This window comes from Aquimarina sp. Aq107 (assembly GCF_943733665.1).
GTDB lineage: Bacteria > Bacteroidota > Bacteroidia > Flavobacteriales > Flavobacteriaceae > Aquimarina.
Genome location: NZ_OX030782.1, coordinates 330001 through 350684, shown reverse-complemented (window position 1 = coordinate 350684; position 20684 = coordinate 330001). Strand labels below are relative to the sequence as shown.

Annotated in this window: 12 protein-coding genes and 1 tRNA gene (1 of these 13 running past the window's edge); 3 read left to right on the top strand and 10 right to left on the bottom strand. The window is 31.1% G+C overall.

Going from position 1 to position 20684, the window contains the following annotated elements; translation table 11 throughout:
- Nucleotides 1–126: 126 nt before the first annotated feature.
- From NMK29_RS01430 to NMK29_RS01420, 3 genes are all read right to left on the bottom strand, one after another.
- Nucleotides 127–8778: a non-ribosomal peptide synthetase gene (locus tag NMK29_RS01430; RefSeq protein WP_159092174.1), complete on the bottom strand. Its 8652-nt coding sequence runs from the start codon at nt 8776–8778 to the stop codon at nt 127–129.
- A gap of 183 nt (nt 8779–8961) precedes the next feature.
- Entirely contained in the window at nt 8962–9489 is a 528-nt protein-coding gene (locus tag NMK29_RS01425) for a UpxY family transcription antiterminator (RefSeq protein ID WP_108802859.1), read from the bottom strand.
- Between the two features lie 3 nt (nt 9490–9492).
- Nucleotides 9493–9642, bottom strand: coding sequence for a hypothetical protein (locus tag NMK29_RS01420; protein WP_159092173.1), 150 nt, complete (start codon nt 9640–9642; stop codon nt 9493–9495).
- Between the two features lie 808 nt (nt 9643–10450).
- Between NMK29_RS01420 and NMK29_RS01415 the strand changes: the two genes are divergently transcribed.
- From NMK29_RS01415 to NMK29_RS01405, 3 genes are all read left to right on the top strand, one after another.
- Nucleotides 10451–11971, top strand: coding sequence for an AraC family transcriptional regulator (locus NMK29_RS01415; RefSeq protein ID WP_159092172.1), 1521 nt, complete (start codon nt 10451–10453; stop codon nt 11969–11971).
- A 96-nt stretch (nt 11972–12067) separates the two neighbouring features.
- Entirely contained in the window at nt 12068–12220 is a 153-nt protein-coding gene (locus NMK29_RS01410; protein WP_159092171.1) for a hypothetical protein, read from the top strand.
- A gap of 67 nt (nt 12221–12287) precedes the next feature.
- On the top strand, nt 12288–14465 hold the full coding sequence (locus tag NMK29_RS01405; protein ID WP_159092170.1) for a prolyl oligopeptidase family serine peptidase: 2178 nt from the start codon (nt 12288–12290) through the stop codon (nt 14463–14465).
- Nucleotides 14466–14699: 234 nt separating this feature from the next.
- Here the strand turns inward: NMK29_RS01405 and NMK29_RS01400 are convergent.
- The 7 genes from NMK29_RS01400 to NMK29_RS01370 all read right to left on the bottom strand — a co-directional run.
- Nucleotides 14700–14777, bottom strand: a tRNA-Val gene (locus NMK29_RS01400).
- A gap of 85 nt (nt 14778–14862) precedes the next feature.
- A complete protein-coding gene (locus NMK29_RS01395) occupies nt 14863–16080 on the bottom strand; it encodes a folylpolyglutamate synthase/dihydrofolate synthase family protein (protein ID WP_108802856.1) in 1218 nt (405 codons plus the stop codon).
- Nucleotides 16081–16189: 109 nt separating this feature from the next.
- On the bottom strand, nt 16190–17017 hold the full coding sequence (locus NMK29_RS01390; protein ID WP_369862897.1) for an energy transducer TonB: 828 nt from the start codon (nt 17015–17017) through the stop codon (nt 16190–16192).
- 63 nt (nt 17018–17080) lie between these two features.
- Nucleotides 17081–17473 (bottom strand): biopolymer transporter ExbD, encoded by a 393-nt coding sequence (locus NMK29_RS01385; RefSeq protein ID WP_027392691.1) that lies wholly within the window; start codon nt 17471–17473, stop codon nt 17081–17083.
- 1 nt (nt 17474) lies between these two features.
- A complete protein-coding gene (locus tag NMK29_RS01380) occupies nt 17475–18161 on the bottom strand; it encodes a MotA/TolQ/ExbB proton channel family protein (protein ID WP_091411577.1) in 687 nt (228 codons plus the stop codon).
- 86 nt (nt 18162–18247) lie between these two features.
- Nucleotides 18248–19720: a sodium/proton antiporter NhaB gene (nhaB, locus tag NMK29_RS01375; protein ID WP_108802854.1), complete on the bottom strand. Its 1473-nt coding sequence runs from the start codon at nt 19718–19720 to the stop codon at nt 18248–18250.
- Nucleotides 19721–19747: 27 nt separating this feature from the next.
- Nucleotides 19748–20684, bottom strand: the 3' portion of a protein-coding gene (locus tag NMK29_RS01370) for a Glu/Leu/Phe/Val dehydrogenase dimerization domain-containing protein (RefSeq protein WP_108802853.1). Its footprint extends 290 nt past the window's final position; only the last 937 of its 1227 coding nucleotides appear in the window; its start codon lies off the right edge, out of view — the gene reads right to left on this strand; the stop codon is at nt 19748–19750.

Below are 20684 nucleotides of genomic sequence, written 5' to 3'. Positions count from 1 at the left end.
TTCGGATATCAGTATACAGGTATTACAATGACTTTAAGTCAAATAAATTGAATATTGATCTTGTTTTGATCTCAGTATAAATTAGTGCAAGTAAGTTCTGGTCAAACAATAAAACCAGTAGATATTTTATATTATTACTTCATCAAAATCGTCAATGTTATCGGATTTTAATTGGTTTTGAAAAACAATGAATTTTAACTTTGTTGATACCCCAACTATTTCCTGAGTATCGTATAGATCTTGAATCGAGAACCTTTTGTCAAAAGCTTTATTTATTCTATTAACCAGAATTGTTGCTTTTAGGCTATTCCCACCTAATTCAAAAAAGTTATCAGTAATTCCAATTTTTTCTATTCCTAAAACATCCTCCCATATAGATACTAAATGTTCTTCTATCTCATTAGTAGGAGCTACATATTCTTGTCGAATAAGATCTTCTATTCCAACTGATGGCAGTGCGTGTTTATCTACTTTTCCATTTGCGGTCAAAGGAATAACATCTAAATTCACATAATAACTAGGTACCATATAATCTGGTAGTTCCTGACTTAAAGAGGCTCGTAGTGATTGCTTATCAAATGCTTCTTTAGATACAATATAAGCCACAAGTACTTGATCTCCGTTTTGCACATCTACTTGTACTAAAGCTTGTTCTATTCCAGATCGAGAAGCTATTACATTTTCAATTTCTCCCAGTTCTATTCGATAACCTCTTATTTTTATCTGATCATCTTTTCTACCGATATACTCAATAGTACCATTAGGCAACCAACGAGCTAAGTCTCCTGTCTTATATAATCGTCCATCAACCATAAAAGGATGACTTATAAATTTTTCGGATGTCATCTCCTTGTGATTAAGATAACCTCTAGACAAACCTACTCCAGAAACACATAACTCTCCAACTACTCCAACTGGTTGTAATCTCAATGAATCGGATAGAATATACACCTTGGTATTTGAAATAGGACGACCAATAGGTATTGCATCTTCTAAATGATCTTTTAAATTAAAACTAGTAGTAACAACAGTATTTTCTGAAGGCCCGTAATTATTATAGATCTTTAAGTTTTTAATTCCCTCAGGTAACTTAAGTGCTTCACCTCCAGTCAAAATTTTTGTACGTTCCAGTTCCAAACTTTCTAATACTAACTGTTCGCAAATCCTTGTTGGCAAATAGGAATGTGTGATTTCATGTTGGTCTAAAAAATCTTTAAGCAAGTTAACATCATACCTAACTCCTTTACTAGCAATAGGATATAATGAACCACCTGATAACAAATATGGATAAATCTCCCAAACAGAAGCGTCAAATCCAGATCCTGCAAATAAAGTTCCTCTACTTGAGATCTTTAAGTCATAGGCATCCATATGCCAGAAACACAGATTTAATAAACTACCATGTTCTATCATAACTCCTTTAGGCTTCCCTGTGGAACCTGATGTATAAATTACGTATGCTAAATTTGTTGGTTTTATTGATACTATTGGAAGCTCTTTTGATTGAGGTTCTGAAGATCTAAATAATTCTAGTAAATCGATGTCTATAGTTAACTTACAATTGCTATCTTTTTCAACAAACGATATTCGTTGTTCTGGATAATTTGGATCAATAGGAACATAAGCACATCCTAATTTTAAAATTGCTAGTAAACTAATTATCAACGAATCACTCCTTTCTAATTTTACACCGATAAGGTCTTCAATATCAAGAGTATAATTTGATTTCAAATAATTTCCCAATTCATTTGACAATTCATCTAATTCTTTATATGTTATTTTTTTTCCTTCGAAAAAGATAGCAGTTGAATTTGGAGTTTTGATGGCTTGATCAATAAATATATCTACAACTGTCTTACCCTTTGGATATATAATATCTGTATTGTTGAATTCATGTAACAACTGATGTTCTTCTTGAGTTTTCAAGAAATTAATATCTGTAATGCTAAGACTTGGATCATCAATAGAATTTTCTAAGAAACTTTCTAAATGACATACAAGTTTTTCAATAAACACAGCATCATAAATATCAGTATTATATTCCAGATGTAAAGAAATTTTCCCTTCTTGCTCGGAGAAAATGAAACTAAGATCAAACGGAGTTACTTTCCTTTGAACATCTAAATAAGGCTCTAATGATAATTCTTCTAATCCTAGATCTGAAGAACCTAGTAAATTATGTTGATTTTGTAAGACCACCATAACATCAAATAGTGCTGATCTTCCGGTATCTCTATTAGTAGCCAATTCATCAACCAAAGTATCGAACGGGTATTTTTGATTGGAATAGGCATCTAATAGTGTAGATTTTTGAATTGACAACAAATCTTCAAAGCTTGCATTCTTATCAAATTGAGTACGAATAGCTAAAGTATTCAAATACAGTCCTATTTGTTGTTCTAAATCTAAATGATTTCGTCCAGCTACTGGTGTACCAATAATAATGTCACCTGTATTAACATATCGTGATAACAAGCCGTTAATTCCTGACATCAAAGTCATAAATAAACTTGCTCCACGTTTCTTACTAAACAATTGTATAGATGTACTTAAATCCTTAGAAAAACTATAAGAAAATGAATCTCCATTATATGTCTTCATTTTCGGCCTCATCTTATTTACTGGAAGCTCTAGTACAGGTAAATTACCAGATAATTTCTTATGCCAATATTCTTTTTCTTTATCTAATTGTTGAAGTTGTTCTTTACTTATTTGCCATTCAGCATAGTCTTTATATTGTATAGATAATTCGCAAAGATCTACTTCTTGACTGGTAACTAAGCTGTTATAGACTGTTATAAATTCTTTGCTCAATATCTCCATCGACCAACCATCTCCAATAATATGATGCATATTTAGCAGCAGTACATGATTCTCTGGAGTTAACTTGATAACCATTCCTTTGAATAATGGACCATTATATAAATCAAAAACATGGTTTTGATTTGAAACAACTAAATCTTCTAATAGTGCAGAAGAATCTGATTCTGAACTTATATCCACAAATTCTAATGTTATATCCATTGAGTTAGCATCCAAAATATGCTGTCTTACCTCTTCTTGATCATTTCCCCTGAAAACGGTACGTAGTACTTCATGCCTATCAACTATCTTAGTAAAAGCCTGAGATAACTTATCTGGATGAAATCTACCTTTTAGTTTAAATGCACTAGGTATGTTATATGCTACATTTCCTTCCTCAAATTGACTCATAACCCATATACGTCTCTGAGAAGATGTTAAACTATAACTTTCTTTCTGAGATGCTTTTGGAATACTATGGTAAATACTCGCTTCTAATTTGGAAACTACTCCTTCAATTGTAGGATTTAGAAACATGTCTCTTACGGATATTTCTAAATCTAAATGTTGTTTGATTTTATTAACCAACAGCGTTATTTTTAAGCTATGCCCTCCCAATTCAAAGAAGTTATCAGTGATACCAATACCTTCTACGCCTAACACATTTTCCCAAATAGACACTAACTTTACTTGTAAATCATTGGTAGGAGCTACATATTCTTGAAGGGCTACATCCTGATTCCCTACTGGAGGTAATGCTTTTTTATCTACTTTACCGTTTGGTGTCAATGGAATAGCATCTATCTCTACATAATAACTCGGTAACATATAATCAGGTAATTCTTTACTTAGAGATAAACGTAAATCTTTTTTATCCAACGGTTTTTCGGCTACCAAATAAGCTACAATTACCTCTTCACCTTCAACTTTCTGTGTTACAACAGAACACTGATTTATAAAATTTTGAGATAACATAACATTCTCAATCTCTCCTAACTCTATACGATACCCTCTAATTTTAACTTGGTCATCTTTTCTTCCGATGAATTCTATTGTTCCATCTGGCAACCAACGACCTAAATCACCTGTTTTATATATTTTTCCCCCTGCTAAATAAGGGTTTTCCACAAACTTTGTAGATGTCAACTCTGGTTGATTTAAATATCCTCTTGATAGTCCTTCTCCTGAAATGCATATTTCTCCTACTACTCCAACAGGTAACAATCCAAGACCTTCTGATAATACATATATTTGAGTATTTGCTATTGGACTTCCAATAGATACGATGTTTCCTTTAAATTGATTTTTATTAATCTTACAAATTGTAGAACTAATTGTTGTTTCTGTAGGTCCATACTTGTTATAAAAATCTGAAACACTACTCATTTTCATAATTAGATCTCTTGAGCATGCTTCACCACCAGAGACTATTCTTCTTATATTTTCACAAGATTTAAGATCATTTAAATGTTGTAAATAAGTTGGTGTAGAATGAAAATGTGTTATATCATATTCTTTTAAGGCTCTTACAAACCTTGAAGGATCAATGATATACTCCTTTGATATTATGATTAATGATGCGCCATTCAATAAGGTCAAAAACAATTGTTCTACGGATGCATCAAATGTTGGATTAGAAAATAATAAAACACGTTCTGTACTATCAAAATCAAATTCTAAAGATTGATTTTTTATATAATTTACTAAACTTTTATGCTCAACCATTACTCCTTTTGGTCTACCAGTCGAACCTGAAGTATAAATTACGTACATAAGATGCTCCGGTTTCAAAGGTACTTCTGGTAATCTCTCTTCATAATTGCGTTGCTGAGATTTAAAATGATCTAGTAATTCATTATTAATTACAGCTTTACAATTACTATCATTTTCGATATATGCTGAACGTTCGTAAGCATCACTAGTAGGATCAATTGACACATAAGCTCCTCCGGTTTTTAATACAGCCAGCAAAGAAATTATAAGCCATTCGCTTCTATCTAATTTGACTGCTATCAAGTCCTCGACATCTATTTTGTAATTAACTATTAGATAATTAGCTAATTGACTAGATAACTTATCAAGCTCCTCATATGTAACCTCTTTTTCTTCAAAAATTAAAGCTACTTGATCAGGTGTTTTTTTAACTTGATCATTAAATAGATCTACAGTAGTCTTATCCTTTGGGTAAGTTACTTTAGTATTGTTAAAATCTACTAATATTTTATGCTTTTCTAACTTTGTTAGTACATCTATATCTTCTAGCCTAATATGATCAGAAACTAATACTTGTTCAAATAAATTTTCCAAATGAGAAAAGATTTCTATTACAAAAGACTCTTCATAAATATCTGTATTATACGTTATATGAAGTGACAAATCTTCTTTCTCTATAAATGCAAAAGAAAGATCAAACTGAGAAGTCTCACGCGTTATGTTAAATGGACTTACCACTAATTCCTGAAGGTCTTCTCTATTTTGGAAATCCGATAATTGTTTTTGATTTTGTAATATAACCATTACATCAAATAATGGTGATCTGGAAGGATCTCTTGCTACTCCAAGTTCTTCTACTAGTTTATCGAAAGGATATTTTTGATGTGAATACGCTCCTAATAATTGTTGTTTTTCTTTTTGAAGTATATCTAAAAAACTATCCTCTCTATTTAACTTGGTTCTTATTGCTAATGTATTTAAATACAGACCTATTTGTGGTTCAAGATCAGGATGTTCTCTTCCTGCGATTGGTGTACCTATGATGATATCCTTCTGATTACTATATTTTGAAAGCAAGGTTTTAATTCCAGACATCAAAGTCATAAATAAGGTAACTTGATGTTTCTGTGAAAATACCTTCAGATTAGATAAAATCTCTTTTGAAAAATTATAATTTACCTCCTTACCTGTATATGTTTTTACAAGTGGACGATTTTTATAAGTTGGTAAATCCAGCACTGGTAATTCTCCTTGAAAAACATTTAACCAATATTCTTTTGATTTCTTTAATGCACTTTCGGTATTTGTTTCTTCCAACCAAACTGCATAATCTTTAAACTGTATTGGTAAATCCGGTAGCTTTAAAGAATTTTCTGATTGTAGTTGTTTATAGCTTTCTACAATCTCCGAAGTTAAAATCTCTAATGACCAACCATCACTAATAATATGATGCATTGATAGGAAAAACACAAAGTTGTCATCATTAATTTTTAATAATGATGCATCAAATAAAGGAGCTTTAGACAAATCATATCCTTTACCTTTTTGTTCTTTTATATAATTCGCAACTTTTTCATAAGGTACATCCGATTTAGAAAAATCCTTTACTATTAATTCAAAATCAAAATCCGCTTTTGATAATACGTACTGTCTTAGAATACCCTCCTCATTATTATCAAAATATGTACGTAATATTTCATGACGGCTAACTACATAATGAAATGCCTCCTCAAATTTTTCGATATCCACATTTCCTTCTAAAGATACAGCTCCTCTAATATGATATGCTTGTGTACTCTCCTCTATTTGACTTAGCAACCATAAACGATGTTGTGATGATGTAATCGGATAAGAATCCGAAATGCGAGCCGTTTCTATTGAGATAAACGTATCATTTTTTAAGGTTTTCCTTATATCTTCGATTGTTGGATTTGTGTAAAAAGACTTAAAAGGGATATTGGCTCCCATAGCCTTATAAGCCTTATTTATAATTTGTGAAATCATAAGACTATGACCTCCCAACTCAAAAAAATTGTCCTTAACACCAATGTTTTTTATTCCTAACACCTCTTCCCATATATTCACTAAATCTTGCTCTGTTTTATCTCTAGGTGCTACATAATCCTTTTTAACGATATCTACTGTAGTAATTTCGGAAAGTGCTTTTTTATTTACTTTTCCATTTGGGGTAAGAGGAACGAAATCTATTGCAATAAAATAAGTCGGAATCATGTAGGATGGTAAACGGATGCTTAAATAATCTCTTAATTCAGATTTATCAATAACATTATTCTCAACATAGTAACCAACTAAAATTTCTTTTTCCTTAACTTTTTTAACCGCTACAACAGCTTGCAAAACATCTTCAGAAAAATCTGATATCGAATTTTCTATCTCGCCTAATTCTATACGATATCCTCTTAATTTTACCTGATGATCTTTTCGTCCTAAAAATTCAATATTTCCATCTGGAAGCCATCTTGCCAAATCTCCAGTATCGTAAATTCGTTCTCCAGAACAATATGGATTTTCTATAAACTTTTCAGCGGTTAATTCTGGACGATTCAAATACCCTTTCGTTACTCCAACTCCAGAAACATATAATTTCCCTATTGCGCCTGAAGGTAACAACTGTAAGTTTTCATCTAAAATATAGACTTGAGTATTCGTAATAGGTTTCCCTATAGGAATTGATTTATATACTTCTTTATTTAATAATTTATAACATGTACTATAAGTAGTGTCCTCTGATGGACCATAAAGATTTCTAATCTCTGCTTTTGTAGTTAAAAGTTTTTGAGCTATATCTACAGGAAAAGGTTCTCCTGCCAAGTTCACAGCACATACATTTGATAAATCATAAGCTTCTTCTAGTACGTTTCGAATACTGGAAGGAACTGTATTTAATAACACCTTGCTATCGTTTTCTATATGCTCTCCTATTTCTAGTGCATTATCCAATAATTTTATTTTCTTCCCTACTGATAACGTATAAAAGAATTCAAAAACAGAGAGATCAAAACAATGTGATGTAGCTGCATACACTACCTCAAAATCAGTGTTTTTAAATTCATCCTTTGCCCAATTAATCAAAGCAACCGCATTCTGATGGGTAATCATTACACCTTTAGGATTTCCAGTAGTTCCCGAAGTATAAATGATATAGGCTAAATCACTCGATTTAGTATCAGTTTTTATATTCTGTTTTGAATACTTAAGTTGATCTTTCTCAAACTGATTTATTTGTTGCTGGTCAATGACCAATTTACAATTACTATCACTTTCTATGTAAGCAATTCTCTCCTCAGGATAAGTTACATCAATAGGCACATACGTAGCTCCTGTTTTAAGTACAGCCAAAAGTGAAATTAATAATTTTTCAGTCCTTACTAATTTCACTCCAACAAAATCACCAGAAGAAATACCTATTTTTTCTACCAAATAATGAGCTAATTGATTAGATCGGTCATTAATTTCTTTATAAGTGAATTCCTTTCCTTCATATTCAAGAGCAATATCATTAGGAGTATTGGTGACCTGAGATTGAAATAATGAAATGATTGTATCTGACAAAGAACCTACAGTATCTACAGTATCAACTGCAGATACTAGCTTTTCTTTTTCTTCTTCGGATATGATTGCGATTTGGGAAACCTGCTTTTCTATGTTTTCTTCTAATTCTTTAACCCAAACACTAAATCTATTTAGGAAATGACTTGCAAGCTCCTTCTTTACAAAATTTTCTGAAAAAAGTATAGAAATTCTAATATCTTTATTTTCTTGCTTAGTTACTTTTAATGAAAATGAAGAAGAATTATTTTTAATTCCATTATAAGAAAATCCATATGGCGTATATTTTTCAAATTCTTTTCCTTCAAACGTATCTAAATCATAACCTTTATGCTTGTATACATCCTGAACTTCTTCCTTAACTTCTTGAAGAAACTGTTTAAATATTTTATTGTTTATAGCTGAAAAACGATATAATAATGAAATATCTTCATCAGGAATCAAATCATCCGAGAAAATCATATAACATTCCCCAAAATAACGTTGTAAAAGCGTATTGAAAACGGTTAAAAGAATCGTAAATTCAGCAATATGATTATCTGAGGTTAATTTATAAAAATAGGATAAATCCTCTGCTTTTATTGAAATACTATCTTCAGATGAAATTAACTCCATAGAAGTATTTAAATCGTCAGAAGAAAAACCTTCCAGTTTATTAACCCAATATTTTGTTGTAATTTTTTTCTGAATCATATCCATTCTAATTATTTAGTACGCTCCAAAAATTAAACTATTATCATATCAATTGGAAACCCAATCGAACATAATATTTTACTAAGTTTATATCATCTATATAATTTACTTAGATGATATAAACTTGATTTTTTTCAGGAATTTAATGTATGTAGATTTGTAGCTTAAATAGCTTGATTAATATTATGCTACCTTATGAATATCTACAATATGGCAAGAAGGAATTGTAGCTATAATACTCTGTTGCAATGAATCTATCCTTACGATAAGTTTATTGGTGTTGTTAACTTTTAAGATCTCACACTCCAGGCCACTTAGTGATCCGTAGTTAATTTTCTTGATTTCACCTATTTTAAATGTTCTATTAGAAGTTTCTACATTAGAAATTTCGTTAGATCCTAAAAATAATTTAATGTTTAAAATCTCTTGATCCTTTACTATTGCATATTCGCTCCCAAATCGGATATAAGCACAAGCGCCATTTACGGAAAGTGCTTTATGAAAATCTAAAGGTGAATTAATCTTTACAAATACATAAGAAGTAAAAAGAGGTTTAAAAGCAATCTTTTTTCTATCACTCCATTTTCTAATAGTTTTCACTACGGGTAAAAAAGATTCTAATTGATCTTCTTGTAAAAGATCGTGAACTTTTTTCTCCTGACATGATTTAACATACAGGACATACCAACCGGTTTTAAAAGTTTTTGACATGAGTTAATGATTTATATGTGAGACATTTACATACACTCCTGTGTCAACAAGAATGTAAAACTTAAAAAAATGTATATTAAAATGAGGTTTTGATATGGCTTCGCCTCCTGCACTCCCAAAATCTCTATTTCTAGAAATTTCCAAAAGTGACATATGCGTGACTTTTCCAAAAAATGGGATTATTTCGAAAAACTATGTCTTCTTCACAACTTAACTTTCAACAGAATTTGTAATGCTGTATCCTTTTAAAGTTGAGCTATTTTATATCAAAATTTGTTATATTATAATCTTCGGATTATATAATTTTTCTATTCAAAAAATACTTCCAAAGATTATTTCATAAATAGGATAACCTATTCTAAAGTTTTATAATTTCAAATAAAACAATTTATTTTCCGATCATAAGTGTTAATTTATATTATTAATGTAAAACATAAATCAACCTAGCTGTTCAACAAATTTCAAGAAACATTTGAAATGATTCCTTTTTAAAATCATTAATAAATCGTTAATAATTCAAAAGTCTATATATTATGTGGAATATGAAAATAGATACAACTGAAATTCATGAATATAAGCTTGAAATTCATGAATTTCAATTCATTTTTTCAACTTAAAAAAACCTGTATATCAAAACTTTACAAAAAAAAAAGACATTAATAAAGACTTTAATTATTTTTGTAATAAGTATACAGGCTAAAAAATGGATAAAAACACGAATTTAACTTTTCTTTAATTCTCAATAACCATTCTATTTTTACCTTTAAACCTAAAATTTTATATCGAAATTGAATGTATGAGAAATGAGTTTTCTTTTTTAATACTACTATTATTTTTTGTTAATATTTTATGCGCAAATCAAATACAAAAACAAGATTCATTATCAATCTTATACTCCAATAAAATAAAGAGTGAAAGCAATGAATTTCGCAAAAAATCACTAGCGAATCAATACCTAAATTTGGTCAAACAAAATAATAATGTTGCTGAGCTTGCAGAGGCTTATTACACGCTTTCTGAAATATTTAGTCATTCTGAGGATGCCGTTAAATATTCTGATAGTATCATCCAAGTGTCGCAAAACCTTGAAGACAAAGCTTATCTGGCTAAAGGTTATTTACAAAAAGGAATACAGCTTTATTATGTAGTAGAATATAACGAAGCATTAAAAAATTATCTAAAAGCGAATGAATATTATAGTGAGCAAAAAGATGAATTCAAACAGTTAATTATAAGACATTACATAGGATTACTTAAAAGTAAAATTCATGAAAACAATGAAGCATTTAATATTTTTAAGGAAAATATGTCTTTTTTTAAAAAACTAGAGCATCAAGAAAAACATAAAAAACAGTATTTAAAATCTTTATTCGCTATTTCTAATGCTTACATACTTAATAAAAGGGCAGATTCTGCTCAATTCTATAGCAAGAAAGGGATACAAGTAAGCTCGGATACTGAGGATAAATATTTGTATCCACTTTTTTTACTATCGTATGGAAGTGCCAAATTGATACAAAAGGAATACAAAACCGCCCTAGACAGTATGATTAAAGGGACTTCATTAATAGAAGACAAGAAAATTTCACTTGCTATGAATTACATACATATTAGCAGTATTTATGATTCGATTAATGATAAAACAAAGTCCATATATTATCTTGATAAAGTTGATTCTACCTATAAAAAAAGTCCTCAAGTAATTCTTCAAGCACGAGATGCCTATGAAGCTTTATTCAAAAAATATGAAGACAATGCTGAAAAACAATTAGAAATCATAAAGAAATTACTATCCGTGGATAGTATTCTTAAAACTAGACCTACGAATCTAAGTAAACAGATAGCAGAACAATATGATACTCCAAAATTAATTTCGGAAAAAGAAAAACTGATAACAAAACTTGAAACGGAGAAAAAAACAGAAAAACTGATAAATTGGTTTTTAGTTCTATTCGTTTTGATTTTGTCAGCGATTATTATTTATGTTGGTAGAAGAAATTTAATAAACAAAAAACGGTTTAAAATCTTATTAGAAAACCGGAATGAACATGCAGTAAAGAAAAATAGTACGCATCCTAAAGAGAAAAGTCGAAGAGAAGATATTGATTTACCATCTGAAGTAGTCGATACGATTCTAAGTAAGCTTGATAAATTCGAAAGAAGTAATCAATTTGTAACAAAACAATACACTTTAAGTTTGCTTGCCAAAGAATTAAATACCAATAATGGTTATTTATCAAAAATAATAAATACAAAGAAAAAGACTTCTTTTTCTCAATACATTAATAATCTCAGGATCGATTATGCAGTAACAAGACTAACCGAGGACTCTAAATTACGATCCTATACTATAAAAGCCATTGCCAAAGAATTTGGCTTTAATACAGCACAGTCTTTTACTACCGCTTTCCATAAAAACACTGGGATCTACCCTTCTTATTTTTTAAAGAATTTAAAGAACAAAATAGCGGAAAATAGGTGATGAAATTCATGAATTTAAGCATATAGGCTTAAAATTTAGTTAAAAATCCCATTACATTTGTGACAGAAATCAGTTAACCCTATTTAAATTCACACAATGAAAAAAGACAGAAAAAAAAACAAATTAAGTTTCGAAAAATTTCAAATTTCAAAATTAAATAACTCCAGAACAATCAAAGGAGGATTTGCTGCGCTGCTTGATGACGACGATTCCGGTCAAAATACTCAAGCGACCCTGCAATTATGTTAATTTTGGTAACAACATCAAACCATCTGATTACTTAATAAGTATCAGATGGTTTTTTTTTAGTAAGCGTATGATAAGAAAATTAAGTGTATTTCTACTTCTGGTAGTCGCAATTCAATGTAAAGAAAAAGAAAAAACTGAAGCTTTGAAAGATTCAAATATTGTAGATGAGTATTATGGCCAAAAAATTGAAGATACATATCGAATACTAGAGAATTTAAATGATTCAGTAACTATAAATTGGTTAAAAGACCAAAAAACAGAAACTGAGAAAGCTTTTGGTCATAATCCAGGAATAGTTAAAATTCAAAAATCCATTGAAAAAAAGAGAAACGATAATGAAAGTATTATTACTAAATTGAAAATTAGTCAAGATGATATTCACTTTTATTTAAAACGTTCAAAAATTGAAACAACATCTAAAGTCTACCTGAGAAATGGTTTAAACGGATCAGAAGAAATTTTATATGATCCAAAAGATTTCAAACCTTCTTCGGATGAATCTTATTCTATAAACTACATTCAACCAAATTGGGATTCCAGCAAAATAGTCTTAAGCATAACTAAGAATGACGAAGAGTTTTCTCAACTTTTTGTGATGGATGTAAAAACAAAAAAAATAGTTTCTGATACGCTACCCAATGCATTACCCAATTCCTTAGGAGGAGTCGAATGGCTATCAAATAATGAAGGGTTCATTTACACCTACACTCCAATTACAGATACCAAAAACAAAGATTATTCTTTTCTAGCTGAGGCTAAAATCTATTATTTAAATAAAAAAGTAGATAAACTTAAAACCATATTTTCTAAAAAGAATAACCCAAAAATTAATATCAAACAAGAGGATTTTCCTATTATCTATTTCACACATCCTAAAAATAAATATGTTCTTGCTTCAATTGCTGGAGTATCATCTTACAGAGATACTTATTACGAAGAAATAAAAAATATATCCCAAGAAAAGATAAATTGGAAAAAGCTTTATGGAAAACAAGAAAAAATTAAACAGTTTTTTCTCTATGGTAGTGATCTATATTATCGAACTGCCAAAGGAGCCTCCAATTTCAAAATTTGTAAAGTTAATCTAGACGCACCTAATTTTGAAGATGCCACAATATTAGTTCCGGAACAAAATTCATCTGTAATATCTGATTTCGAAATAACTAAAGACGGAATTTATTACGTAAAAACAAAAAATGGAGTTGAAGCTAAATTATTTTTTCGAGATCATCTAACTACAAAAGAATCCGAAATTAAGCTTCCCAAACCTTCTGGTAATATCAATTTGTCTTCACACGGAATCGATTTTTCTGAACTAAGAATTACAATAGAAGGTTGGACTAGTTATAAGGAAACGTATATTCTAAATCACGAAACAAAGCAATTTGAATCAATAGATTTAGTACCAGTTACTCAATATGATTTTTTAAAAGACATAATTGTTGAAGAAATTGAAATTCCATCACATGATGGAGTTATGGTACCTTTATCAATTATATATAGAAAAGGAACCAAGTTAAATGGTCAAAATAGAATGCTAATTAACGCATATGGAGCGTATAAATGGTCCAACTCTCCCTTTTTATATAATTATTTATTGTATTGGTTAGAAGAGGGTGGTATCTACGCAACAGCTCACGTTCGTGGAGGAGGAGAAAAAGGAGATGATTGGCATTTAGGAGGGCGTAAAACTACTAAACCTAATTCATGGAAAGATTTGATTGCCTGCACGACATATCTGATTAATAATAATTACACAAATAAAGATAAAACAGCACTTTGGGGAGCTAGTGCAGGTGGTATTACCATCGGCAGAGCAATCACAGAACGCCCAGACCTTTATAAAGCTGCCGCTATTCGAGTTGGGACGTTGAATATGTTACGCTCCGAATTTGGCCCTAATGGTCAAAATAACATTAAAGAATTTGGCACTGTCAAAGACTCTATAGAGTTTCAAGCATTATTAGAAATGGATGCCTATCACAATCTTAAAAAAGGAACAAAATATCCGGCAGTTTATCTTACCGCTGGCATGAATGATTCACGTGTACCCCCATGGCAACCAGCTAAATTTGCTGCAAAATTACAGGAAGAAGGCAATTCTAATAATCCAGTCTTATTGGATGTTGATTTTGAAGGTGGTCATGGGTTTGAAGCTTCTGCTAATAAAAAAGATAAAGAATTATCTAAAATAATGACTTTTTTACTATGGCAAACAGGTCATCCAGATTATCAATTAAAATAATTAATTTTTTCTTATAATGATAATTTTTAGACACCCTAATCTTTATTCCTAAAATAATAGTGTATTCTTAAAGTGTTTTCTAATTTAAAACTACTTCATTAGAATTAACTCAGACTCTACATAACAATCATGATCATATTTCAAACCTTAGGATTAATCTGATTTTGATTCAATGAGTCTATCGTTAGGGTAATTTAAAATAAAAAAATCCATTCAAAATTGAATGGATTTTTTTGGTGGGCAATGAGGGATTCGAACCCCCGACCCCCTCGGTGTAAACGAGGTGCTCTGAACCAACTGAGCTAATTGCCCTCTATGTTTTCGCAACCCTTATTCGTGATTGCGGATGCAAATATAACACAGTTTTACAGTCTACCAAAAGAATTTGAAAGAAAAATTAAATTATTTCTGCAATTACGAATGTACTGCCACCAACATAGATCAAATCCTCATTGCTAGCTTCCTGTAAAGCAGTCTTATAAGCTAACGACACAGAACTATAACCTTTTCCTTTTAAATTAAAAATTAACGCTGTTTCCTTTAATATTTCTACTTCTAATCCTCTTCCTATGTCAGGTTTTGCAAAATAATAAATAGCATTTACAGGAAATAAAGGTAAAATATTATGTAAATCTTTATCATTTACCACACCTAAAACTATATGCAAAGTATCATACTTTTCCTCTGACAACTGTTTCATCACATACGTTAAGCCATCTTCATTATGCGCAGTATCACATATAACTTTTGGATTTTCCCCTAATATCTGCCACCTACCTAACAAACTTGTGTTCTTTACAACATTTGCTAGACCTTTCTCCATACTCTCATTACTAATACTCCAACCTTTTTCTTGAAGTATAAGAATTGTTTGCAATACGGTTTTCATATTTTCGCCCTGATACCTACCTTTTAGATCCGTACTAAAAACAACACCCTGGTAATCAAAAGCAAAATAGATATCACTATGATGTTCTAAAGCCTTTTTTTCAAATACTTCCTTCGTCTCGTCAGTTGTTCTACCTACAACAACAGGTATGTTATTTTTAATAATTCCTGCCTTTTCTCTCGCAATTTCTCTCAATGTATTTCCCAAAAACTGTGTATGATCTAATCCTATGTTAGTAATAACAGAAACCTCTGGTATAATAATATTTGTAGAATCTAACCTACCACCTAGACCCGCTTCAATTATTGCAATATCCACATTAGATTCAGAAAAATATTGAAAAGCTAAGCCGACAGTCATTTCAAAAAACGATAATTGATTTGCTTCAAAATAAGATCTATGCTCTGAAATAAAATTCACTACATATTCTTTGCTTATAACTTTTCCATTAACACGAATTCGTTCTCTAAAATCTTTAAGGTGAGGTGAAGTATACAAGCCGACTTTATATCCGGATTCTTGTAAAACAGAAGCAAGCATATGACTAGTCGACCCTTTCCCATTGGTTCCTGCTACATGAATACTCCTGAATTCACTTTCAGGATTTTTAAGATAAGTTACTAAATTAACTGTATTTGTTAAATCAATTTTATATGCGCTTGCACCCTGACGCTGATACATTGGTAACTGTGCAAACATCCACTTTAAAGTTGTTTGATAGTCGATATTAAATTCTTTAATTATTGATTTATAAAATTCGTTCCATTTTTAAAGTTAAAAAAAGAACTTATTATTTATATGAAGAAAAGTTTAAAATTATCAATATAAATTATAGTTATTCACCTAAACCAAAAGTCACTTCTACGAAACCAATTTGCTTGACTGGAGCTTTTGGATCAGCTTTCCACTTAAAAGTAAGCGCTGTCTTCTTAGCAGGATCTAGAAGACACTTAGCACTATTTGTAGTGCCTTTAACTCCAGGAATAGCCTGAACAACCTTACCTGACCTATTAACAATAATTTTTACTACCACTCGTCCAGCTTCATTACACTCTTGCACTACTTTAGAATTTGTTGGTCTTCCTCTTCCGTTAAGACCATATCCAACTCCTCCTGTACCTCCTGGACCTGGTTGTCCATAATAACTAGTAGCATAAGGGTTCCCATTAGGATTACCTTTATCTCCAGGTTTTCCATCATCTCCTTCTCCTCCCTTAGCTTTACCATCACTCTTAGGGCCATTAGAAAAGCTATCTAATATATCTAAAGTCGACTTATCTGGTTTAGGATCCGGTTTCTTTTCCTCAACTTTTTCTACTGGCTTTTCTTTAACTTTTTTTTCAGCTGGCTTATTTTTTGGTTTTTCTTTCGGTTTCTCTACCTTTTTTTGAGGTTCTTTTTTTGGTTTTTCCTCTACTACAGGAGCATCATCAATATCCTGAGTAACCACCTCTTCGGTAATCTCAGGTGTTTCAGGTTCTGGTTCAGGGACATCTGAAGCGGATTCTGGAGTTGTTTGTTTTGGAGATGATTTTATAGCCTCTGTCGGCTGAATATCTCCTGATCCAGTTAATGTTGTTCCAAAATTAACAGCTATACCACCTTCAGGATCCGGATCTAGTTGACTTAACCCTAGATAAAACAATAAAAAAATAATAGCCACATGCAGTATTATGGTTATTATAAAAGACTTTTTTTTATGTTTTGTATCTAGTTTCAACATCAATTATTCTGGTTTTACAGCTAAGATTACTTTAAATTTATTTCTATTTGCTATATCCATTACACCAACAGCTTTTTCAATAGGAACTCCTTCTTCAGCTCTTAGTATAATAGTAGGCTCATTTTTACCTGACAACTTAGTTAACAAGGTAGATTCTAATCTACTCTGACTCACTCGTTCATTATCTACATAGTACTGCAACTTATTAGTAATACTAACTGATATATTTTGAACGTTAGAACTCTTACCTTTAGCTTTTGGCAAGATTAAATCAAGTGCTTCAGGCGTAATTGTTGGCGATGTTAATAAAAAGAACACTAGCAACAAAAACACAATATCCGTCATAGACGACATACTGAATTCTGGACTTACTTTATTTCTTCCTCTTAAATTCATATTAAGCAGGTTCGTTTAATAAATCAAGGAAATCCACTGTAGTTGCCTCCATTTGATGAATAACCTTATCTGTTCTTACTACTAAATGATTATATCCTATATAAGCGACAATACCAACTACTAATCCAGCAACCGTAGTGGTCATTGCAGTATAAATACCTTCTGCTAATGATCCCATGTCTGCACTTCCTGAACTTGATGCCAAATTATGAAAAGCTAAAATCATACCAATTACAGTACCTAAAAATCCTATCATTGGAGCAGCACCAGCAACAGTAGCTAAAATACTTACGTTTTTCTCCAATTTATAAACTTCTAGTCGACCTGCATTTTCTATTGCTTTATTAATATCTTCTAAAGGATTTCCAATTCTCGAAATTCCTTTTTCGGTTAACCTAGCAACAGGGTTATTAGTCTGCGCACATAGAATTTTTGCAGCTTCAATCTTACCACTTGCAACATTATCTCTAATTTGATGCATAAAACTTTCATCATATTTAGATGCTGCTTTAATTGCAAAAATTCTTTCGAAATAAATATAAACTGCTACAAATAACAAAACAAAAAGTATAGCTATAATAACTACTCCTCCTGTTCCTCCACTAAGCAATAAATCGATAATGGACAATGTTTTTTCTTCTGCTTCCGGATCAATTTCTTTGGTATTTTGGGCTAACATACCAAGCATCAATAAATGGGTCATATTTGTTCTTGTTAATTTAGTGTTAGTATACTAACGTTATTTCTATAGGTTAAGTATATTTTTAATGATTGTTATAATACATAAATTATTCCTAAAAGACCTACACCACCAAGTATAATAGTATATGGTAATGCCATTTTAACCATTCTTCCATAAGACAAACCAATAAGTGGAGCTAAAGAAGAAGTAAGTAAGAATAAGAACGCTGCTTGACCATTAGGTGTTGCAACACTAGGTAAATTTGTTCCTGTATTTATAGCAATAGCTAATTTTTCGAATTGTTCTCTCGTTATAACACCATTATCAAATGCCTGTTTTACCTCTCCGATATATACAGTAGCAACAAATACATTATCACTAATCATAGATAGCAATCCGTTAGCCACATAAAACATCGAAGGTTGTTTAGATGGATCCAGAGACAATGCCCAATCAATTATAGGTGAAAAAAGATGTTGATCATGAATCATAGCTACGATAACAAAGAAAACTACCAATAATCCTGTAAATGGAAGCGCCTCTTCAAAAGCTTTTCCTAATTGGTGTTCTTCTGTAATTCCCATAAAGGCAGTTTGTATAATTATCAATGCCAAACCAATAAATCCCACAGGTGCTAAATGCAATGCTAAACCAATAATAAGAAGTATAGCGGACACTCCTTGCACTATCAATCCATATTTTGCCTTATCTGATCTATTTGCATCTTCTTGATCAGTATAATTCTCAATAATTCTTCTTGCCACTTCTGGTAACTTAGCTCCAAATCCAAACGAACCTGTTAACTCTAGAACTACTGTAGTTAATAATCCAGCGGCTAATACTGGTAATGTGATAGGAGCCATTTTAATGAAGAATTCTATAAAATCCCATCCCATTCTTTCTCCTATTAACAGATTTTGAGGTTCTCCCACCAAAGTACATACTCCTCCTAAGGCAGTTCCCACTACTCCATGCATCACTAAACTCCTTAAAAAACTTCTAAACTCCTCCAATGTTTCACCACTAAGTTCTTTTCGATCCAGTGATCCATCTTGATCAAAATCAGAAGCGGGCATAGAATGAATTTTATGGTACACTCCATAAAAACCAACAGCAACACTAATTAACACCGCTGTAACGGTTAATGCATCCAGAAAAGCTGAAAGTATTGCTGACAGAAAAACAAACAGCATGGACAATATCATTTTTGATTTTATTTTAGTAAAAACCTTACTAAAAATGTACATTAATAATGGCTTCATAAAATAAATCCCAGCCACCATAAATACCAAAAGTAATACTACTTCTAAATTTTGATCCACCTCGTGATACGCATTCTTTGGAGTAGTAAGGTTAAGTGCTAAAATTTCTATTGCCAATAGTCCTCCTGACTGCAAGGGATAACATTTTAGCGCCATTGCTAATGTAAAAATGAATTCTGCAATAAATATCCAAGACGTAATTGTCTTACCGAGGAAAAAAAACGAAAACACATTAAAGATTAGAAATCCTATCATTACGGTTTTAAACCATTTAGGACTATTACCTAGAAAATATTTAAACATAGTATATGTAATTAATTTGTATAATAATTAAACTAACTGTTTGAAAGCAATCTCAAACGCCGTTCTACTTATATTTTTATTAGAATTATTCTTATCAAATATTCTTTGTATTGCATCTCTTATTGTTAAAGACGTATCATTAAAAATCGCTTCATCTGTCATCAAAACTCTTCTCTCCATAAAATAAGCAAACACCCTTGCCATTCCACAATTAGAAATAAAATCAGGAATTAAACTCACTTGCTCATCCGTGTACTCCATAATAGAACCAAAAAATATTTCTTTATCTGCAAAAGGTACATTCGCTCCACAAGAAATTACTTCCAAACCAGAATTCATCATTTGAGTAATCTGATCTTTTGTAATTAATCTAGATGCAGCGCAAGGAGCAAAAATCTCGGTTTGCAAAGACCATATTTTATTATTTAATTCTTCAAAAGGAATTAGTGTTTCACTATATAATTTATTTCCTTTTTTATTAAGGTAAAGTTCTTTTATTTCTTCAAAAGAAAAACCATCTTCATTAATTAATCCACCAGCATGATCAATAATTCCAACAACCTTAGCTCCCATTTCCGAAAGATAATATGCTGCTGCAGACCCTACATTTCCAAAACCTTGTACAACCGCCTTTTTACCTTTTACAGTACCACCATAAATATCATAATAATGTCTTACTGCTTCAGCTACTCCATATCCAGTAATCATATCGGCTACCGTATATTTTCTTGATACATCAGGAGAAAAAGTTGTGTTCTCCAAAACCTTTATAACTCCTTGTCGCAATTGCCCAATTCTATTTATCTTATCAGCTTCTGTTGGCTGAAAATGCCCGTTAAAAACTCCTTCTTGCGGATGCCAAACTCCACAGTTCTCTGTAATAGGTATTACTTCGTGGATCTCATCAACATTTAAGTCTCCTCCTGTTCCATAATAACTCTTAAGTAATGGAGAAACTGCTTTA